Below are 16794 nucleotides of genomic sequence, written 5' to 3'. Positions count from 1 at the left end.
TTTTGATGGAAATTTTATTTATAATTTAGATTCGAACATTTGTTTTATAGTTGGAGGGAAACATGGCAAATACACAGTATAACGCAGACAGCATCACGGTCCTGGAAGGGCTGGAAGCGGTGCGCAAACGCCCGGGTATGTACATTGGAAGCGTTGGAACAAAAGGATTAAATCATCTGATCTACGAGATCGTGGACAATGCGGTAGACGAACATCTGGCTGGCTTCTGCGATACCATATGGGTTACCCTGGAAGCAGACGGCTCCTGCACCGTAAAGGACAGCGGACGTGGCATCCCGGTAGAAATGCATAAAAAAGGCGTATCTGCAGAGCGTGTGGTTTTATCTACACTGCATGCGGGCGGTAAATTTGACAACCAGGCTTACAAGACCAGCGGCGGACTGCACGGTGTCGGTTCCTCTGTCGTGAATGCCTTATCTGCCCATATGGATGTCAAAATCTATAAAAACGGTTTTATCCATCACGATGCGTATGAGCGCGGTATCCCCACCGTGGAACTGGAAAACGGATTGCTCCCGGTACTCGGAAAGACCAGACAGACCGGTACAGAGATCAATTTCCTGCCAGACGACGAAATCTTTGAAAAAACACGGTTTAAGGCAGACTGGTTAAAGAGCCGTCTGCATGAGACCGCTTATTTAAATCCGGGCCTTACCATTTATTATAAAAATGCACGTGCCAGCGAGAAAGAAGAGATCACCTACCATGAACCGGAAGGAATCGTGGCTTATGTAAAGGAATTAAACCGCGGCAAGACGGTGATTCACGAACCAATTTACTTTAAGAAGGAACTGGATCAGATCGAGGTGGAAGTAGCGATCCAGTTTGTCGATGCTTTTGAGGAAAATATCCTTGGCTTCTGTAATAATATTTTTACGCAGGAGGGCGGTACGCATCTGGTTGGATTTAAGACCCGCTTTACCCAGCTGATCAACTCCTATGCCCGAGAGCTGGGCATCTTAAAGGAAAAAGATCCGAACTTTACTGGTGCGGATACCCGAAACGGCATGACGGCGATCGTTGCAGTGAAGCATCCGGATCCGATCTTTGAGGGTCAGACGAAAACGAAGCTTGCAAGTGCAGATGCCACCAAAGCAGTCTTTACGGTATCCGGCGATCTGCTTTCGCATTATTTTGACCGCAATCTGGAGACTTTAAAAGCCATCATCGGCTGCGCGGAAAAATCCGCAAAGATCCGCAAAGCAGAAGAGAAGGCGAAGACCAACATGCTGACAAAGTCTAAATTTTCCTTTGACAGCAACGGGAAGCTGGCAAACTGCGAGAGCCGTGATGCCGAGCTTTGCGAAATCTTTATCGTAGAGGGAGATTCTGCGGGCGGTTCTGCCAAAACAGCCAGAAACCGCAAATACCAGGCAATCCTTCCAATCCGTGGTAAGATCCTGAATGTGGAAAAAGCATCCATGGACAAGGTACTGGCCAATGCCGAGATCAAAACCATGATCAATACCTTCGGCTGCGGCTTTTCAGAAGGGTATGGAAACGATTTCGATATCACCAAACTAAAATATAACAAGATCATTCTCATGACGGATGCCGATGTCGACGGAAGCCACATCGACACCCTGCTTCTGACGTTTTTATACCGGTTTATGCCGGAGCTGATCTACAACGGCCATGTTTACATTGCCATGCCGCCGCTTTACAAGGTCATCCCGTCCAGAGGACAGGAGCAGTACTTATACGATGATAAAGAGCTGGAGCGCTACCGAAAAAACCATACCGGCGATTTCCGGCTGCAGCGTTACAAAGGTCTTGGTGAGATGGACCCGGAGCAGCTCTGGGAAACCACGCTCGACCCTGAGCGCCGCGTCTTAAAGCGTGTGGAAATCGAGGATGCACGCATGGCATCCGAAGTGACCGAGATGCTGATGGGAAGCGAAGTGCCGCCAAGAAAACAGTTTATCTATGACCATGCAAACGAAGCAGAGATCGATGCGTAAGGGAGTGAAGGAGAAAAAACATGGCTGAGAAGATATTAACAACAGAATATTCGGAGGAGATGCAGCGCAGTTACTTAAACTACTCCATGAGCGTCATTACTGCCAGAGCGATCCCAGATGCGCGCGACGGCTTAAAGCCGGTACAGCGCCGTGTCCTTTACGATATGAGCGAGCTGCGCTTGGGACACGATAAACCACACAGAAAATCGGCGCGTATCGTCGGCGACACCATGGGTAAATACCATCCGCACGGTGACAGCTCCATCTACGAGACGCTGGTTGTGATGTCCCAGGACTTTAAAAAGGGAATGGCCCTGGTAGATGGTCACGGAAACTTCGGTTCCATCGAGGGAGACGGCGCCGCGGCTATGCGTTACACCGAGGCCCGCTTAAAGAAGTTTGCGGAAGAAGTGTATTTAAAGGATCTGGACAAGACCGTGCAGTTCGTATCCAACTACGATGAATCTGAAAAAGAGCCTGAGGTTCTTCCGGTCCGCGTGCCGAACCTTCTGATCAACGGTGCGGAGGGCATCGCGGTCGGCATGAGCACCAGCATCCCGACACACAATTTGGGAGAGGTGGTCGATCTGGTCAAAGCCTATATCGACCGTCCGGACATGTCACTTGAAGAGATGATGGAATATATGCCGGGGCCGGATTTTCCTACCGGAGGTATCATTGCCAATAAAAAAGATTTGCCGGCGATCTATGAAACTGGAACCGGAAAGATTAAGCTGCGCGGTAAGATCGAGGTGGAGCTGGGACGCCGGAAAAGTGACCGAGATAAACTTGTCATCAGTGAGATCCCATACACCATGATCGGCGCCGGCATCAATAAATTCCTGGTCGATATTGCGGAGCTTGTAGAAAACAAGACTTTGTCCGATGTTGTGGACATTTCCAACCAGTCTAACAAAGAGGGAATCCGCATTGTCCTCGAACTGAAAAAGGATGCTGACATCGAGAAAATCCGCAACATTCTCTATAAGAAGACAAAGCTGGAGGATACCTTTGGCGTCAACATGCTGGCGATCGCCCACGGACGTCCAGAAACCTTAAACTTGCGCGGAATCCTGGAAAACTATCTGGAATTCCAGTATGAAAATACGACCCGCAAGTATCAGGCACTTCTGGAAAAAGAACTGGAGAAAAAAGAAATCCGCGAAGGTCTCATCCGTGCCTGCGACGTGATCGACCTCATCATTGCGATCCTGCGTGGTTCGAAAAACTTGAAAGACGCCAAAGCCTGCCTGATGACCGGTGACATTTCCAGGATCCAGTTTAAGCATCCGGGCTTTGAGGAGGATGCAAAGCAGCTTAACTTTACGGAAAAGCAGGCAAATGCCATTCTCGAAATGCGCCTTTACAAATTGATCGGTCTGGAAATCCTGGCACTGCAGAAGGACTATAAGGAATGCCTGAAGAAAATCGCAGAATATGAGAAGATCTTAAAGAGCCGCGACGGTATGAACCGGGTCATCAAGGAAGATCTGGACCACATTAAAGAAGAATTCGCCCAGCCGAGAAAGACCCTGATCGAAAACGGAAAAGAAGCCGTATACGAGGAATCTGCGGTAGCTGTGAGCGAAGTGGTGTTTGTCATGGACCGCTTCGGTTACTGCAAGCTTCTCGACCGTTCCACTTACGACCGGAACCGGGAAACCGTAGATACCGAATACAAGTATGTGATCCCGTGTCTGAATACCGATAAACTCTGTGTATTCACTGACACCGGAAACCTCCACCAGATCAAGCTGATGGATGTTCCATCCGGAAAGCTCCGCGATAAGGGAACTCCAATCGATAATTTAAGCAAATACGATGGAAGCAAAGAAGAAATCATCTTCCTGACCAATTTTGGCCGCCTGACCGGGCAGATTTTATTATTTGCCACGAAGATGGCCATGGTAAAGCAGGTCCCGGCAGAAGAATTTGTGACCAACAACCGCACGGTGGCGTCGACCAAGCTGCAGGAGGGAGACAGCCTGTTAACCGTCCGGATCGTGGGAACCGAGACCGATCTTGCCCTGCAAAGTGCCAGCGGCATGTTCCTGCGTTTCTCCATGGAAGATATTCCAGAGCTGAAGAAGAATTCCCGCGGTGTACGCGGTATGAAGCTGGGAGCGGGAGACGAGCTGGAAAACGTTTATTTTGTAACCCAGCAGCCACAGATCACTTATAAAGAAAAAGAAGTGCATCTGAACCGTCTGAAATTAGCAAAACGAGACGGCAAGGGAAGCAAGGTACGCCTATAATGTTACGATTCAAGAATTGATTTCAAACCATATAAATCCGTCTCTCACGTGCAGTTGTACTTATATCAAAGAAAACATCCGTGCAGCACGCACAAATGTATTTTTCTGACGAATAAGTATTGATTTTTTACAAAAATTGAGATAGGATAAGCGGGAACGAAAAAGCAAAAAGTGACAAACAGGTGAAAAATGTTTCTGCAGCGTGTGAACAGCCACAAAACAGTCACCGGTCAGAATCAGGAAAGAATTGTCACGAAGAAAATAAGGAGCTTATGATTATGGAAAAGAAATTGCGTGTTGGCGTGCTTGGCGCGACCGGTATGGTAGGACAGAGATTTATCTCCCTTCTGGAGAATCATCCGTGGTATGAGGTAGTTACCGTGGCTGCAAGCCCGCGTTCTGCCGGAAAAACCTACGAGGAGGCTGTCGGCGGACGCTGGAAAATGACCACACCAATGCCGGAAGCAGTAAAGAAGCTGGTAGTCATGAATGTCAATGAGGTAGAAAAAGTTGCTGCCAGTGTTGACTTTGTATTCAGTGCAGTAGACATGACCAAGGAAGAGATCAAGGCGATCGAGGAAGCGTACGCAAAGACTGAGACCCCGGTTGTTTCCAATAACAGCGCACACCGCTGGACTCCGGATGTTCCGATGGTTGTTCCGGAGATCAACCCGGAGCACTTTAAAGTAATCGAGTTCCAGAAAAAACGTCTGGGAACCAAGAGAGGATTTGTTGCTGTAAAGCCGAACTGCTCCATTCAGAGCTACGCTCCGGTCCTGACTGCATGGAAAGAGTTTGAGCCATACGAGGTCGTTGCTACCACCTACCAGGCAATCTCCGGTGCAGGAAAAACCTTCAAAGACTGGCCGGAAATGGAAGGAAACATCATTCCTTACATCGGCGGCGAGGAAGAGAAGAGTGAGCAGGAGCCGCTTCGTATCTGGGGCGAGATTAAAGATGGCGTGATCGTAAAGGCATCTGAGCCGAAGATCACCTGCCAGTGCATCCGTGTTCCGGTATTAAATGGCCACACTGCTGCAGTATTCGTAAAATTCCGCAAGAAACCGACCAAGGAAGAGCTGATTGACCGTCTGGTGAAATTCTCCGGACTTCCGCAGGAGTTAAAGCTTCCGAGCGCACCGAAGCAGTTTATCCAGTACTTAGAGGAGGATAACCGTCCGCAGGTTTCCTTAGATGTAGACTATGAGAACGGCATGGGCATTTCTGTAGGCCGTATCCGTGAAGACAGCATCTACGATTACAAGTTCGTAGGTCTTTCCCACAATACCGTCCGCGGTGCTGCCGGCGGTGCAGTGCTTTGCGCAGAGCTTCTGACTGCACAGGGTTACATTCAGGCAAAATAATCGGATTGGATTCAGGCAGTATTACAAAATAAAGGTTCAAAAACGAGGGTGCATTCAGTTCCTACTGGATTGCATCCTCGCTTTATGCTATAATCGAATAGAACATGCGTTGCTTTTTCGCAGCACATGAACAGTAACGAATTTCATACTGAAAACGTGGAGGGAATACGACTATGGCATGCAGCAAGGAATTATTTGGCACTTTGGAAAATGGGGCTAAGCTCACAAAATACATTCTTACAAATGAACACGGGTTAAAAGCTTCGTTTACAGATCTTGGCGCTATCTGGCTGGAAATGTATGTACCGGATAAAAACGGTAAGTTCAGCGATGTGGTGCTGGGCTTTGACGCACCGGAAAAATATCTGGACCAGGATGTACATTTTGGCGAGATCGTCGGAAGAAATGCGAACCGGATCGGCACTGCAACCTGCACGATCGACGGCATCACCTATGCACTGGTCATCAACGATAACGGGGTTAACAATCTTCACAGCGGACCGGATTTTCTGCGTAACCGGATCTGGGATGCAGAGGTTTCCGAAACAGAGGAAGGAACGAAGATCACCTTTTCCCTCTTTAGCCCGGACGGCGACCAGAACTACCCTGGCAATGCCGATATCCGTGTCAGCTACACCCTGACAAATGACGATGCACTCCGCATCGATTACCACATGACCTGCGACGAGGACACCATCGCAAACTTTACAAACCATGCCTACTTTAACCTGGCTGGCCAGGAATCTGGACCGGCCATGAACCAGAAGGTCTGGATCGATGCAGACCAGTTTACCATTGCAGACCAGTATTCCATTCCGACCGGAGAACTGGTTCCGGTCAAGGGAACGCCGATGGATTTCACACAGTTTAAAACCATTGCAGATGAGATTGATGCGGACTATGAGCCGTTAAAATTCGCAAAAGGCTATGATCACAACTGGGTTTTAAACCATAAGGAAGGCGAACTGTCACTGGCTGCGAAAGCCAAAGATGAAGCAAGCGGCCGTATCATGGAAGTTTATACGGACCTTCCGGGAATCCAGTTCTATACCGGCAATTTTCTCACATCTATGGAGGGCAAGAACGGAGCAGTCTATAACCATCGTCAGGGATACTGCTTTGAAACCCAGTATTTCCCGGATGCAGTCAATAAGCCGCAGTTTGCTTCCCCGATTTTAAAGGGCGGAGATATTTACCAGACTACCACGATCTATCAATTTAAAACAGAAGCGTAACAGCTTTTGCCCGTGACTGTGAAGGTACAAAACAGTTATGAAAATAGCATAATTCTGTCAATTTACACAGAAGATGCCAGGGTAAGATTCTTTCTTAAGTACATACTAGGAATGTAACAAAAAACAAACCGGCCGTGATGCAGGAAAATGCCTGCCTTACGGCAGGCGCTTAAGAAAGGAGACCAATTATGGCAAGCAGATCTTCTAACAGGGCAGAGGTACCGGAAGCAAAGGAAGCACTGGACCGCTTTAAAATGGAGGTTGCAGATGAGCTTGGTGTTCCGTTATCCGATGGTTATAACGGAAACTTAACCTCTGCACAGAACGGTTCTGTCGGCGGTTATATGGTCAAAAAAATGATCGAGGCCCAGGAAAGACAGATGGCAGGAAAGTAAACATGCTGTAAAGGTCAGCGGACGCGAAACATGCGTCCGCTGATTCTTATGTATAAAAAAAGATACGAAACTACATAATAAACTGCTTGTATATAAGAAAAAATACAGTTATAATTGCTATGATTATCATTGTGAAGGAACAGACAAATTTCAGATACCTTCAGATAAAGGGAGAATACTATGCGAGTAATAGCAGGGAGTGCAAGGCGGACACCGTTAAAGACACTGGAAGGCATGAATACCCGCCCTACGCAGGACCGCATTAAGGAAACACTTTTTAATATGCTTCAATATGACCTGGCAGACTGCACATTTTTGGACCTGTTTGCAGGAAGCGGCGGGATTGGCATCGAGGCGTTAAGCCGCGGAGCCAGTCAGGCTGTTTTCGTAGAGCAGAATGAGGCCGCTGTCCAGATCGTCCGGGATAATTTAAAGGCTACAAAGCTGGAGGACAGGGCAGTGGTCATGCATTGCGATGCACTTCTGGCATTGAAACGCCTGGAAGGAAAGCACCGCTTTAATCTTATTTTTATGGATCCTCCATACGATCATGAGCTGGAAAAGCAGATGTTAGATTATTTAAAAACCTCTTCCCTGATCGATAAGCAGAGCACGGTCATCATTGAGGCATCCCTCCAGACCGATTTTTCCTATCTGTCTGAAATGGGCTACATTACAGAGAAAATAAAAGAATACAAGACAAATAAGCATGTATTTGTCTATCGAGGTGAGTGATATGGCAATAGCAGTTTACCCTGGAAGCTTTGATCCGGTGACACTTGGACATCTGGATATCATTGAGCGGTCGGCCCATATGGTAGACCGTCTGATCGTAGGCGTTTTGCAGAATAATTCAAAAACGCCGTTGTTTTCTGTCGAAGAACGTGTTAAGATGTTAGAAGATGTGACCTCATATCTGCCAAATGTAGAAATCCGTTCCTTTGGCGGGCTTTTGGTGGACTTTGTGCACCAGTCCCAGGCAGACATTATTGTAAGAGGGCTTCGCGCGATCACAGATTTTGAATACGAGCTTCAGATGGCCCAGACCAACCGGGTCATTGCTCCCGACATCGACACGATCTTTCTCACAACAAACTTAAAGTATTCCTACTTAAGTTCCAGTATTGTCAAGGAGATCGCAGGCTACCAGGGAGATATCAGCGAGTTTTTACATCCTGCCATTGCAGAAAAAGTCAGAGAGAAGCTTGCAAATCAGTAACAAAGCATTAAGGAGAAGAAACCATGAGTAGAATCGAACAGTTAATCGGTGAGATTGAAGAATATATTGAAAGCTGTAAATTCCAGCCGCTTTCCAACACCAAGATCCTGGTAAATAAAGAGGAGCTGGAAGAGCTGCTGGTAGAGCTTCGTCTCCGTATCCCAGACGAAATCAAAAAATACCAGAAGATCATCAGCAACCAGGATGCAATCCTGAATGAGGCACGTGCCCAGGCCGATGCCATGGTGGCTGAGGCAACTGCCCAGACAAACGAGCTTGTGAACGAGCATGAGATCATGCAGAAGGCCTATGCAGAAGCAAACCGTGTCGTTGAGGACGCCCAGGCCCAGGCCCAGGCGATCATCGATGAAGCAGTAAATGAGGCAAATGGAATCCGTCAGGCATCCATCAACTATACCGATGATATGTTAAACAGCCTGCAGACCATTATCACCCATTCCATGGAGGGGGCACAGAGTCGTTTCGACGCATTTATTTCCTCCATGCAGTCCAGCTATGACATCGTATCCTCAAACCGTGGAGAGCTGGCAGGAAGCGTTACCAATGTAGAGGAAACACCAGAGGAAGAACCTGTCGAAGAACAGTAAGAATGATCACGGAAAAACCTGCATGCAGGAATTTCCACCCAATATAATGCCGGATGTCAAATCCGGCATTTTTATTGCATTGGATATCAGAAAAGCTCCTGTGGCCTGTCTGAGGATCGCACGATGTGACAGAAAGCGCTTGCCCGTGTGTCTGCTGATCACAGGACAAAGAATCCTGATATAACACACTCTTTACCTGGAAAATACCGGAGATCCCGCCAAACGAGGCAGCTGCTGCACATAGGGGAAGCTGAATGGAAGGTGGGAAGACCTGGCAGATCTGCCGGATCCCCGTAGTCATTTCCGCAATCCCGCATAACAGGGCAGCAGCTGGTCCGGGGATCCAGGCGGCATGACGGATAAAGCAGACCAGAATGGAAAACAGCATCAGATAGCCTCCGATCAGGACCATCGTATCACTTACCGAGTAGAGAACGGAATCAAGAACCGAGACTGCGCGGGCTTCCGGCTGTACGGATACCTGGGAGAAAGCCTTTTCCAGCACATCTGTACCGTTTTGTGGAGCCTTCTGACCGGGAGCACAGACTTTCGGATAATGCAGGATTTTTTTTGCTGCAGCGGACAAAAGAAAGACCGGAGCATAAACACTTATTAGTAATAGTGCGCAAGAGCTGCTTTCTGGAAGCTGCTGGCGGACATAACCAAGCAGGAACATCGGACTGGGATAGCTGCACAGGGCCAGCAGGTAAGCAGCCTCTTTTCGTGAGAGCTTTTGTTCTGTCAGAAGGCTGCTGCACAGGGATGGTCCGACCGGATACCCGCAAAGCATTCCGCCAAGGAGTGCAAAGGCACCCTGATCACTCAGAGAGAACACATGGGAGAGCAGCGGGTGAAACGGATGCATCAGAAGTGTTACGCCATTGGACTTAAGGATCAGCTGTGTCAGGATCATTGCAGGCGCCAGTGCCGGAAGCACCGTGTGAAACCAGAGCAAAAGACCATCTGCAGCACCCTCCACAGAATATTGCGGGAACAGGAGAAGCAGAAGAAAAACCAGGATAAACACCGGCGCACAAAACGATGCATCAGTCATAAGAGACTCCAGGAAAACAGGTTTTCACTTGAAGTAAATTATGCTATACTTAATGCAATTATGCCAATGTGGCAGTCATGACCGTATACAAGAGAAAGGAAGCTTATGCAGTTACCAGAAACATTTCTAAAACAGATGAAGCTGCTTTTGGGCGCGGATTACAATGAATGGCTGGAAAGCTATGAAAAAAAGCCTTTTGCAGGACTTCGGATCAATGCAGCAAAAATTACACCGGAAGAATGGGAGACTTCTCTTTGTCCGTTTCCGTTCCGGAAGGTTCCCTGGACCCCGAATGGATATTATATCAGTGAGGACAGCAGGGCATCCCGCCATCCCTACTATTATGCAGGGCTTTATTATCTGCAGGAGCCAAGTGCCATGGCACCTGCCTCTGCCCTTCCGGTTAAGCCGGGAGATAAGGTACTGGACCTTTGTGCCGCACCTGGCGGGAAGAGCACTGAGCTTGGCGTAAAGCTGCAGGGAGAAGGACTTCTGGTTTCCAACGATATCAGCAATTCCCGGGCTAAGGCGCTGCTTAAAAACCTGGAATTATTCGGAATCCCCAATCTTTGTGTAACCAGTGAAACGCCGGAAAAGCTGGCTTCTGTATTTGGCCCGTTTTTCGATAAGATCCTGGTCGATGCGCCATGCTCCGGGGAAGGTATGTTCCGGAAGGACCCGGACCTGATCAAAAGCTGGATGGAACGTGGGCCGCAGTATTATGCCCCACTCCAGCGTCAGATCTTAACCTCCGCAGTGCAGATGTTAAAGCCGGGAGGAATGCTTTTATATTCTACCTGTACGTTTGCAAAGGAAGAGGATGAGAACACGATCCAGTGGCTTCTTGATACGCACCCAGACATGAAGCTGGTGCCGCTGACCCCATGGGAGGGCGCCTGCAGCGGGTTAGATGGCATGCCGGTCATCCGCCTGTTTCCGCACAAAATAGAAGGAGAAGGGCACTTCCTTGCTTTACTCCAAAAGGATGCCGGGGCGGATGCCGAGCCGGATACACAGGCTTACACTAACACCGTACCTGCTGAGGTACGCAGACTGGAAAAGGAAAGCGATTACCTGCAGTGGGAAGCAATGCTAAAGAGTCCGCTTGACCGAAGCCGTATGATGGTCCGGGATGGCATGGTATATTATCTCCCGGAATGCTTTGACCAGTCCTGGAAGCTTCGCTATCTGCGTACCGGATTGCTTCTTGGGGAGTGGAAGAAGAACCGGTTCGAGCCATCCCAGGCGGTTGCGATGGTACTGCAGCTGCGGGAGTTTTCCCAGAGCCTGTCCCTCACGGCCATCGATGAGCGAAGCATCCGTTATTTAAAGGGGGAGACAATTTTCCCGGATCCGGAGGAAACGCTCCAAAAGGGCTGGGTGCTGGTCGGCGTAGACGGCTATCCACTCGGCTGGGCCAAGTATACCGGAAGCAGCTTAAAAAACAAATATTATCCAGGATGGCGGTGGCAGTAATGGCAAAATTAATGAGACTGGACAAGTATCTGGCAGAAATGAATAAAGGAAGCCGTACCCAGATCAAGGATGCGGCAAAAAAAGGACGGATCCAGGTAAACGGAGCCGTAGAGAAAAAAACAGAACGGAAGATTGATCCAGATACCGATGAGGTGTCTTTTGATGGCACACCCGTCCGTTACCGTGCGATGGAATACATCATGCTCTATAAACCGCAGGGTGTTATTTCCGCAACAGAGGATAAACGCCATAAAACGGTGATCGACCTGCTAACCGGGGAAAACCGAAGTGATCTGTTCCCGGTTGGACGTCTCGATATTGACACCGAGGGGCTTTTGCTTTTAACCAATGACGGAGACCTGACCCACCGCCTGTTAGCGCCTGGAAAGCATGTCGATAAAGTGTATTTTGCCAGGATCGCGGGCACACTTCCTGACACAGCAGTGGAACAGATGGCGGCTGGGCTGACCCTAAATGATGGAACACCAGTCATGCCAGGAAAGCTCGAGATCCTGAAGCAGTGGACAGGGCAGACCCGCCAAAAAGCGCTGGAGCAGTTCAGTGCTGATGCGGAGACTGCAGACAGCGCTGAGGCGAATGCCGGAGCAGAGATCCTTTTGACGATCCAGGAGGGAAAATTCCACCAGGTGAAGCGGATGTTTGAAGCGCTTGGCTGCCATGTAGTGTTTTTAAAACGTCTTTCCATGGGAAGACTGAAGCTGGATCCAGATTTAAAGCCGGGGGAATACCGGGCTCTGACAGAAGGAGAATTAGAACTGCTTCAAAAATAGGATAGTACCCTGTCTGTATATTCTTGCGATAAAATTGCGCTAATAAATAATAGAAGACAAAAGGAAGCTGTTTATGAATCAAAAAAACATAGAAAATGGAAATGCTATATCCAGCATACCGGCCGCCCTGGTACTTCCGACCATGGATGCCGTACTCTTTGACCTGGACGGTACACTGGTAGATTCCATGTGGATGTGGAAGGAAATCGATATTGAGTATCTGGGACGCTTTGGCCTGGCATGTCCGCCGGATCTGCAGAAGGTGATCGAAGGCATGAGCTTCTCAGAGACTGCAAGGTATTTTAAAAACCGGTTCGAAATTCCGGATTCCATCGATGAGATCAAGCATGCCTGGATCCAGATGAGTATTGAAAAATACCGGAGTGAAGTCCCGTTAAAGCCGGGTGCCAGACGGTTTTTGGAGTATCTGGCCTGCACAGGGAAAAAAGCAGGAATTGCTACCAGCAACGGGCAGGATATGGTAGATGCCGTGCTGGAATCATTAAAGATCCGCCCATATTTCCAGGTGATCGCAACGGCCTGTGAGGTGCCGGCCGGAAAGCCGGCCCCGGATATTTATTTAGAGGTTGCAAGACGTCTTTGCGTGTCTCCGGCACGCTGCATGGTTTTTGAAGATGTCCCTGCGGGAATCCTGGCCGGGAAACGGGCCGGCATGACTGTCTGTGCGGTAGAGGATGAGTTTTCTGCAGGGATGCGGGCAGAAAAGAAAAAGCTTGCCGATTACTATATCCAGGATTATAACAAACTATTTCAAACAGAAAAAGAATAAGGGTTACCGGCACGTGTATGCGCATGGTAACCAATAAGGAGAATCAGTTTTATGATACATGATTATTTACCAATCTGCCGGGAAGATATGGACCGGCGTGGCTGGGAAGAATGTGATTTTGTCTATGTATCCGGAGATGCCTATGTGGATCACCCATCCTTTGGTCCGGCTATCATCAGCCGCCTTCTGGAATCCCGCGGGTATAAAGTAGGAATCATTGCACAGCCGGACTGGAAGGATCCGCAGAGCATCCAGATCCTTGGAAAACCGCGGCTTGGCTTTCTGGTATCAGCAGGAAACATGGATTCTATGGTAAACCATTATTCTGTATCCAAAAAGCGCAGACAGCAGGATTCCTATACGCCGGGTGGTGTTATGGGCAAGCGCCCGGATTATGCGACCATTGTATATTGTAATCTGATCCGGTCTGTTTATAAGGATTCTGCCATCATCATTGGTGGAATCGAGGCCAGCCTGCGCCGTCTTGCCCATTACGATTACTGGTCTAACCGCCTGAAGCGTTCTATCCTGTTAGATTCCCAGGCAGACCTCATTTCTTACGGAATGGGCGAGCATTCCATTGTGGAGATCGCAGATGCCTTAAACAGCGGAATAGATGTAAAAGATATCACATTTATAGATGGAACCGTATTTAAAACGCGGAATCTGGAAATTGTATACGATTATAAGCTTCTGCCGGATTACCAGGAATTGAAGGACGATAAAAAGGTTTATGCAAAAAGCTTTTACATCCAGTACAGCAACACAGATCCGGTTCTTGGAAAGCGCCTGGTAGAGCCATACTATGGAAAAGAATATGTTGTGCAGAATCCGCCGGCAAAGCCGCTGACACAGGAGGAAATGGATGAGGTCTACGCCCTTCCTTACATGCGTAATTACCATCCATGCTATGAAGCAGAGGGAGGAATCCCGGCGATCCGCGAGATCAAATTCAGCCTGATCAGCAACCGCGGCTGCTTTGGTGCCTGCAGCTTCTGTGCACTGACCTTCCACCAGGGCCGTATCATCCAGGTAAGAAGCCATGAGTCTTTGGTTGAGGAAGCAAAGCTTCTGACGGAGGAGCCTGATTTCAAAGGCTATATCCACGATGTAGGCGGTCCTACCGCAAACTTCCGTTTCCCTGCCTGCGAAAAGCAGCTGACCAAGGGCGCATGCCCAAACAGACAGTGCCTGTTCCCGGAACCGTGTAAAAACATCCGTGCAGACCATAGCGATTATATTTCCCTCCTGCGCAAGCTTCGGGCAATCCCGAAGGTGAAAAAAGTGTTTATCCGTTCCGGTATCCGCTTTGACTATGTCCTGGCAGACAAAAACCGTGCATTCTTACGGGAACTCTGCGAATACCACGTCAGCGGACAGCTTAAGGTTGCACCGGAGCATGTGGCAGACGCAGTCTTAAAACGAATGGGTAAACCAAAAAATTCCGTATACATGCAATTTGTGAAGGAATATAAAGAGATGAACAAAAAAATCGGAAAGGAGCAGTATCTGGTTCCTTACCTGATGTCCTCCCATCCGGGTTCTTCTTTAAAGGAGGCGGTAGAGCTGGCTGAATACCTGCGTGATCTGGGCTATATGCCGGAGCAGGTCCAGGACTTTTACCCGACTCCATCGACGCTTTCGACTTGCATGTATTATACCGGCCTGGATCCACGTACCATGGAAGAGGTTTATGTTCCGCATAATCCACACGAAAAAGCCATGCAGCGTGCCCTGATCCAGTACCGGAACCCGAAAAACTATGACCTGGTAAAGGAAGCCCTGATCAAAGCCGGGCGCACAGATCTGATCGGATTTGACAAAAAATGCCTGATCCGTCCTAGAGAAATGCACTGGTGTGCGGGAGCATCATTTTCCGGCGGGACAAGGCAGCCTGGAAACAGGAATACAGACCGGAAATCATCTGGCTTTGGATCCGGAGCAGCGAAGACCGGTACATCAAATGCAGCGAAAAAGGCTACGGCTGGCAGTGTCCGCTCCGCAGGAAAACAAGCCTTCGGTACAGGATCTGAGAGCCGCAAGCCCGGAAAGAAAAAAACGATCCGCAATGTTCATAAGAAAAAATAAGGCTGTGCAATGCGTAAGCAGCAAAACAAGGCTATGTGATTATGTAAGATTCTTTTACTGAGTAGTGTTCAGGAGTGTGACGCATGAAAATGACAAAGAAAAAAATTGCCATCATAACCGGTGCATCCTCCGGCATGGGCCGGGAATGTGTAATACAGCTGGCTGACCGGTTTGCCGGTCTGGAGGAAATCTGGGTCATCGCCAGACGGAAGGAGCGGCTTTTTCGTCTTGTCAGTGAGGTTCCGGTCCCCTTAAAAATACTGGAACTGGACCTGCAAAGAGAGGAAGCCTTTGCAGCACTGGAGGAAAAGCTGGAGTGGGAAGAACCGGAGGTGAAGATTCTGGTAAATGCAGCCGGATTTGGAAAGATCGGGCAGGTATCAGAGCTTTCTCTTGATGAGGAAACCGGCATGACCGATGTAAATTGCCGTGCACTGGCCGCGGTTACCCGTCTAGTGCTTCCTTATATGACCAAAAACAGCAGGATCCTGCAATTTGCCTCGGCTGCTGCATTTCTTCCGCAGCCAGGGTTTGCCATCTATGCGGCAACAAAAGCGTTTGTATTAAGCTACAGCCGTGCTCTGTCCATGGAATTAAAAAGACGGCAGATCTATGTGACTGCAGTGTGCCCGGGACCGGTAAAAACAGAGTTTTTTGCGATCGCAGAGACAACTGGAAAGATTCCGCTTTACAAGCGACTGGCCATGGCAGATCCAAAACGGGTCGTGAAAAAGGCGCTCCGTGACAGCATGATGGGGAAGCCGGTTTCCGTATACGGACCACTTATGAAGGCGTTCTGGCTTTTGTCAAAGCTCTGCCCGCATGAGCTGATCCTGTCTCTTTTTGTTTCAATAGGGAATTGCGTTCTATGAAACAAAAAACGCTCCGCAAGGATCGCACTGCGGCACATTCTTTTATATATTGATTACGATACAGAGGAGAACAAACTACAATGAAGAAAATCCGAAAAGGGCAGTACGGTTACCGGGACCAGCATAAAAAATCAAGACTCCTGATGACCGGCCTCTTTGTGGCGGCGATCATCGCCCAGCTTGTGGCGAGACAGCTGACCGGGGACCAGGCTGCAAAAAATATCCTGACTGTTATGGCAATCCTGACGGTACTGCCAATGGCGAATCTGGCGTCCCCGCTTTTAGCATCCTGGAAATACCGCACGGGAGATCCGGCCTTTTATGAGCATGCGCGTAAATATGAGACAGCCTGTACGATGTTATATGACCTGATCGTAACGACAAAGGAGCAGATTCTTCCGCTCGATGTGGTAGCAGTTCATCCAAACGGCGTATTTGCTTTCTGCAGCAGCGAAAAGGCAGATCTTGCGAAGGCAGAAAAGGCTTTGAATACACTGTTTTCAGCAAATAAACTGGATCCAAATGTAAAGCTGATCTGCGATCCACACGCATTCTGGCGCAGAATGGACAGCTTAAAGCCGGCCTCAGAATATGAGGATGATGGTGTTGTGGATTATGCTGCTGCATTGATGAAAAACCTGTCTATGTAATATCTGGGAAAAACG

General features: G+C 48.7%; 15 protein-coding genes. 14 read left to right on the top strand and 1 reads right to left on the bottom strand.

Annotated features, from left to right (window positions below):
• Positions 1-62: 62 nt before the first annotated feature.
• The 8 genes from DW922_RS15000 to DW922_RS14965 all read left to right on the top strand — a co-directional run bounded on the left by DW922_RS15000 (position 63) and on the right by DW922_RS14965 (position 9058).
• A complete protein-coding gene (locus tag DW922_RS15000; RefSeq protein ID WP_118727005.1) occupies positions 63-1982 on the top strand; it encodes a DNA gyrase subunit B in 1920 nt (639 codons plus the stop codon).
• Positions 1983-2002: 20 nt separating this feature from the next.
• Positions 2003-4237, top strand: coding sequence for a DNA topoisomerase (ATP-hydrolyzing) (locus DW922_RS14995; RefSeq protein ID WP_118727004.1), 2235 nt, complete (start codon positions 2003-2005; stop codon positions 4235-4237).
• 278 nt (positions 4238-4515) lie between these two features.
• Entirely contained in the window at positions 4516-5601 is a 1086-nt protein-coding gene (gene asd / locus DW922_RS14990) for an aspartate-semialdehyde dehydrogenase (protein ID WP_118530707.1), read from the top strand.
• Between the two features lie 173 nt (positions 5602-5774).
• Positions 5775-6836 (top strand): aldose epimerase family protein, encoded by a 1062-nt coding sequence (locus DW922_RS14985; protein ID WP_118727003.1) that lies wholly within the window; start codon positions 5775-5777, stop codon positions 6834-6836.
• A gap of 188 nt (positions 6837-7024) precedes the next feature.
• The gene (locus DW922_RS14980) at positions 7025-7231 is read left to right on the top strand and encodes an alpha/beta-type small acid-soluble spore protein (RefSeq protein ID WP_118540501.1); all 207 of its coding nucleotides are present in this window, start codon (positions 7025-7027) and stop codon (positions 7229-7231) included.
• Positions 7232-7411: 180 nt separating this feature from the next.
• On the top strand, positions 7412-7966 hold the full coding sequence (rsmD, locus tag DW922_RS14975; protein WP_118727002.1) for a 16S rRNA (guanine(966)-N(2))-methyltransferase RsmD: 555 nt from the start codon (positions 7412-7414) through the stop codon (positions 7964-7966).
• Position 7967: 1 nt separating this feature from the next.
• Positions 7968-8450: a pantetheine-phosphate adenylyltransferase gene (gene coaD, locus DW922_RS14970; protein ID WP_118720999.1), complete on the top strand. Its 483-nt coding sequence runs from the start codon at positions 7968-7970 to the stop codon at positions 8448-8450.
• A gap of 23 nt (positions 8451-8473) precedes the next feature.
• Entirely contained in the window at positions 8474-9058 is a 585-nt protein-coding gene (locus DW922_RS14965) for a vacuolar family H+-ATPase subunit H (protein ID WP_118721000.1), read from the top strand.
• Here DW922_RS14965 and DW922_RS14960 read toward each other — a convergent pair.
• On the bottom strand, positions 9009-10112 hold the full coding sequence (locus tag DW922_RS14960; RefSeq protein WP_118721001.1) for a hypothetical protein: 1104 nt from the start codon (positions 10110-10112) through the stop codon (positions 9009-9011). The two genes, DW922_RS14965 and DW922_RS14960, sit on opposite strands and share 50 nt — an antisense overlap.
• A 105-nt stretch (positions 10113-10217) precedes the next feature.
• On the opposite strand from DW922_RS14960, the gene DW922_RS14955 reads away from it, so the two are divergent.
• The 6 genes from DW922_RS14955 (at position 10218) to DW922_RS14930 (ending at position 16779) form a co-directional block, all read left to right on the top strand.
• Positions 10218-11588 carry an RsmB/NOP family class I SAM-dependent RNA methyltransferase gene (locus DW922_RS14955; protein WP_118727001.1) on the top strand — a complete coding sequence of 457 codons (1371 nt, stop codon included), beginning with the start codon at positions 10218-10220 and terminating at the stop codon, positions 11586-11588.
• Positions 11588-12379 carry a pseudouridine synthase gene (locus DW922_RS14950; protein WP_118721003.1) on the top strand — a complete coding sequence of 264 codons (792 nt, stop codon included), beginning with the start codon at positions 11588-11590 and terminating at the stop codon, positions 12377-12379. Before DW922_RS14955 ends, DW922_RS14950 begins: the two co-directional genes overlap by 1 nt.
• Before the next feature lie 142 nt (positions 12380-12521).
• Entirely contained in the window at positions 12522-13169 is a 648-nt protein-coding gene (locus DW922_RS14945; protein WP_118721020.1) for an HAD family phosphatase, read from the top strand.
• 51 nt (positions 13170-13220) lie between these two features.
• A complete protein-coding gene (locus DW922_RS14940; protein WP_118727000.1) occupies positions 13221-15257 on the top strand; it encodes a YgiQ family radical SAM protein in 2037 nt (678 codons plus the stop codon).
• Positions 15258-15346: 89 nt separating this feature from the next.
• Positions 15347-16129, top strand: coding sequence for an SDR family NAD(P)-dependent oxidoreductase (locus tag DW922_RS14935; protein WP_118721021.1), 783 nt, complete (start codon positions 15347-15349; stop codon positions 16127-16129).
• Positions 16130-16209: 80 nt separating this feature from the next.
• A complete protein-coding gene (locus tag DW922_RS14930; RefSeq protein WP_118721004.1) occupies positions 16210-16779 on the top strand; it encodes an O-linked GlcNAc transferase-like protein in 570 nt (189 codons plus the stop codon).
• Positions 16780-16794: the final 15 nt, after the last annotated feature.

Source organism: Clostridium sp. AM42-4, from assembly GCF_003480105.1.
Classification (GTDB): domain Bacteria; phylum Bacillota; class Clostridia; order Lachnospirales; family Lachnospiraceae; genus Brotaphodocola.
Note: the sequence above shows the minus strand (reverse complement) of the source record. Positions and strands in the feature narration are given on the sequence as shown.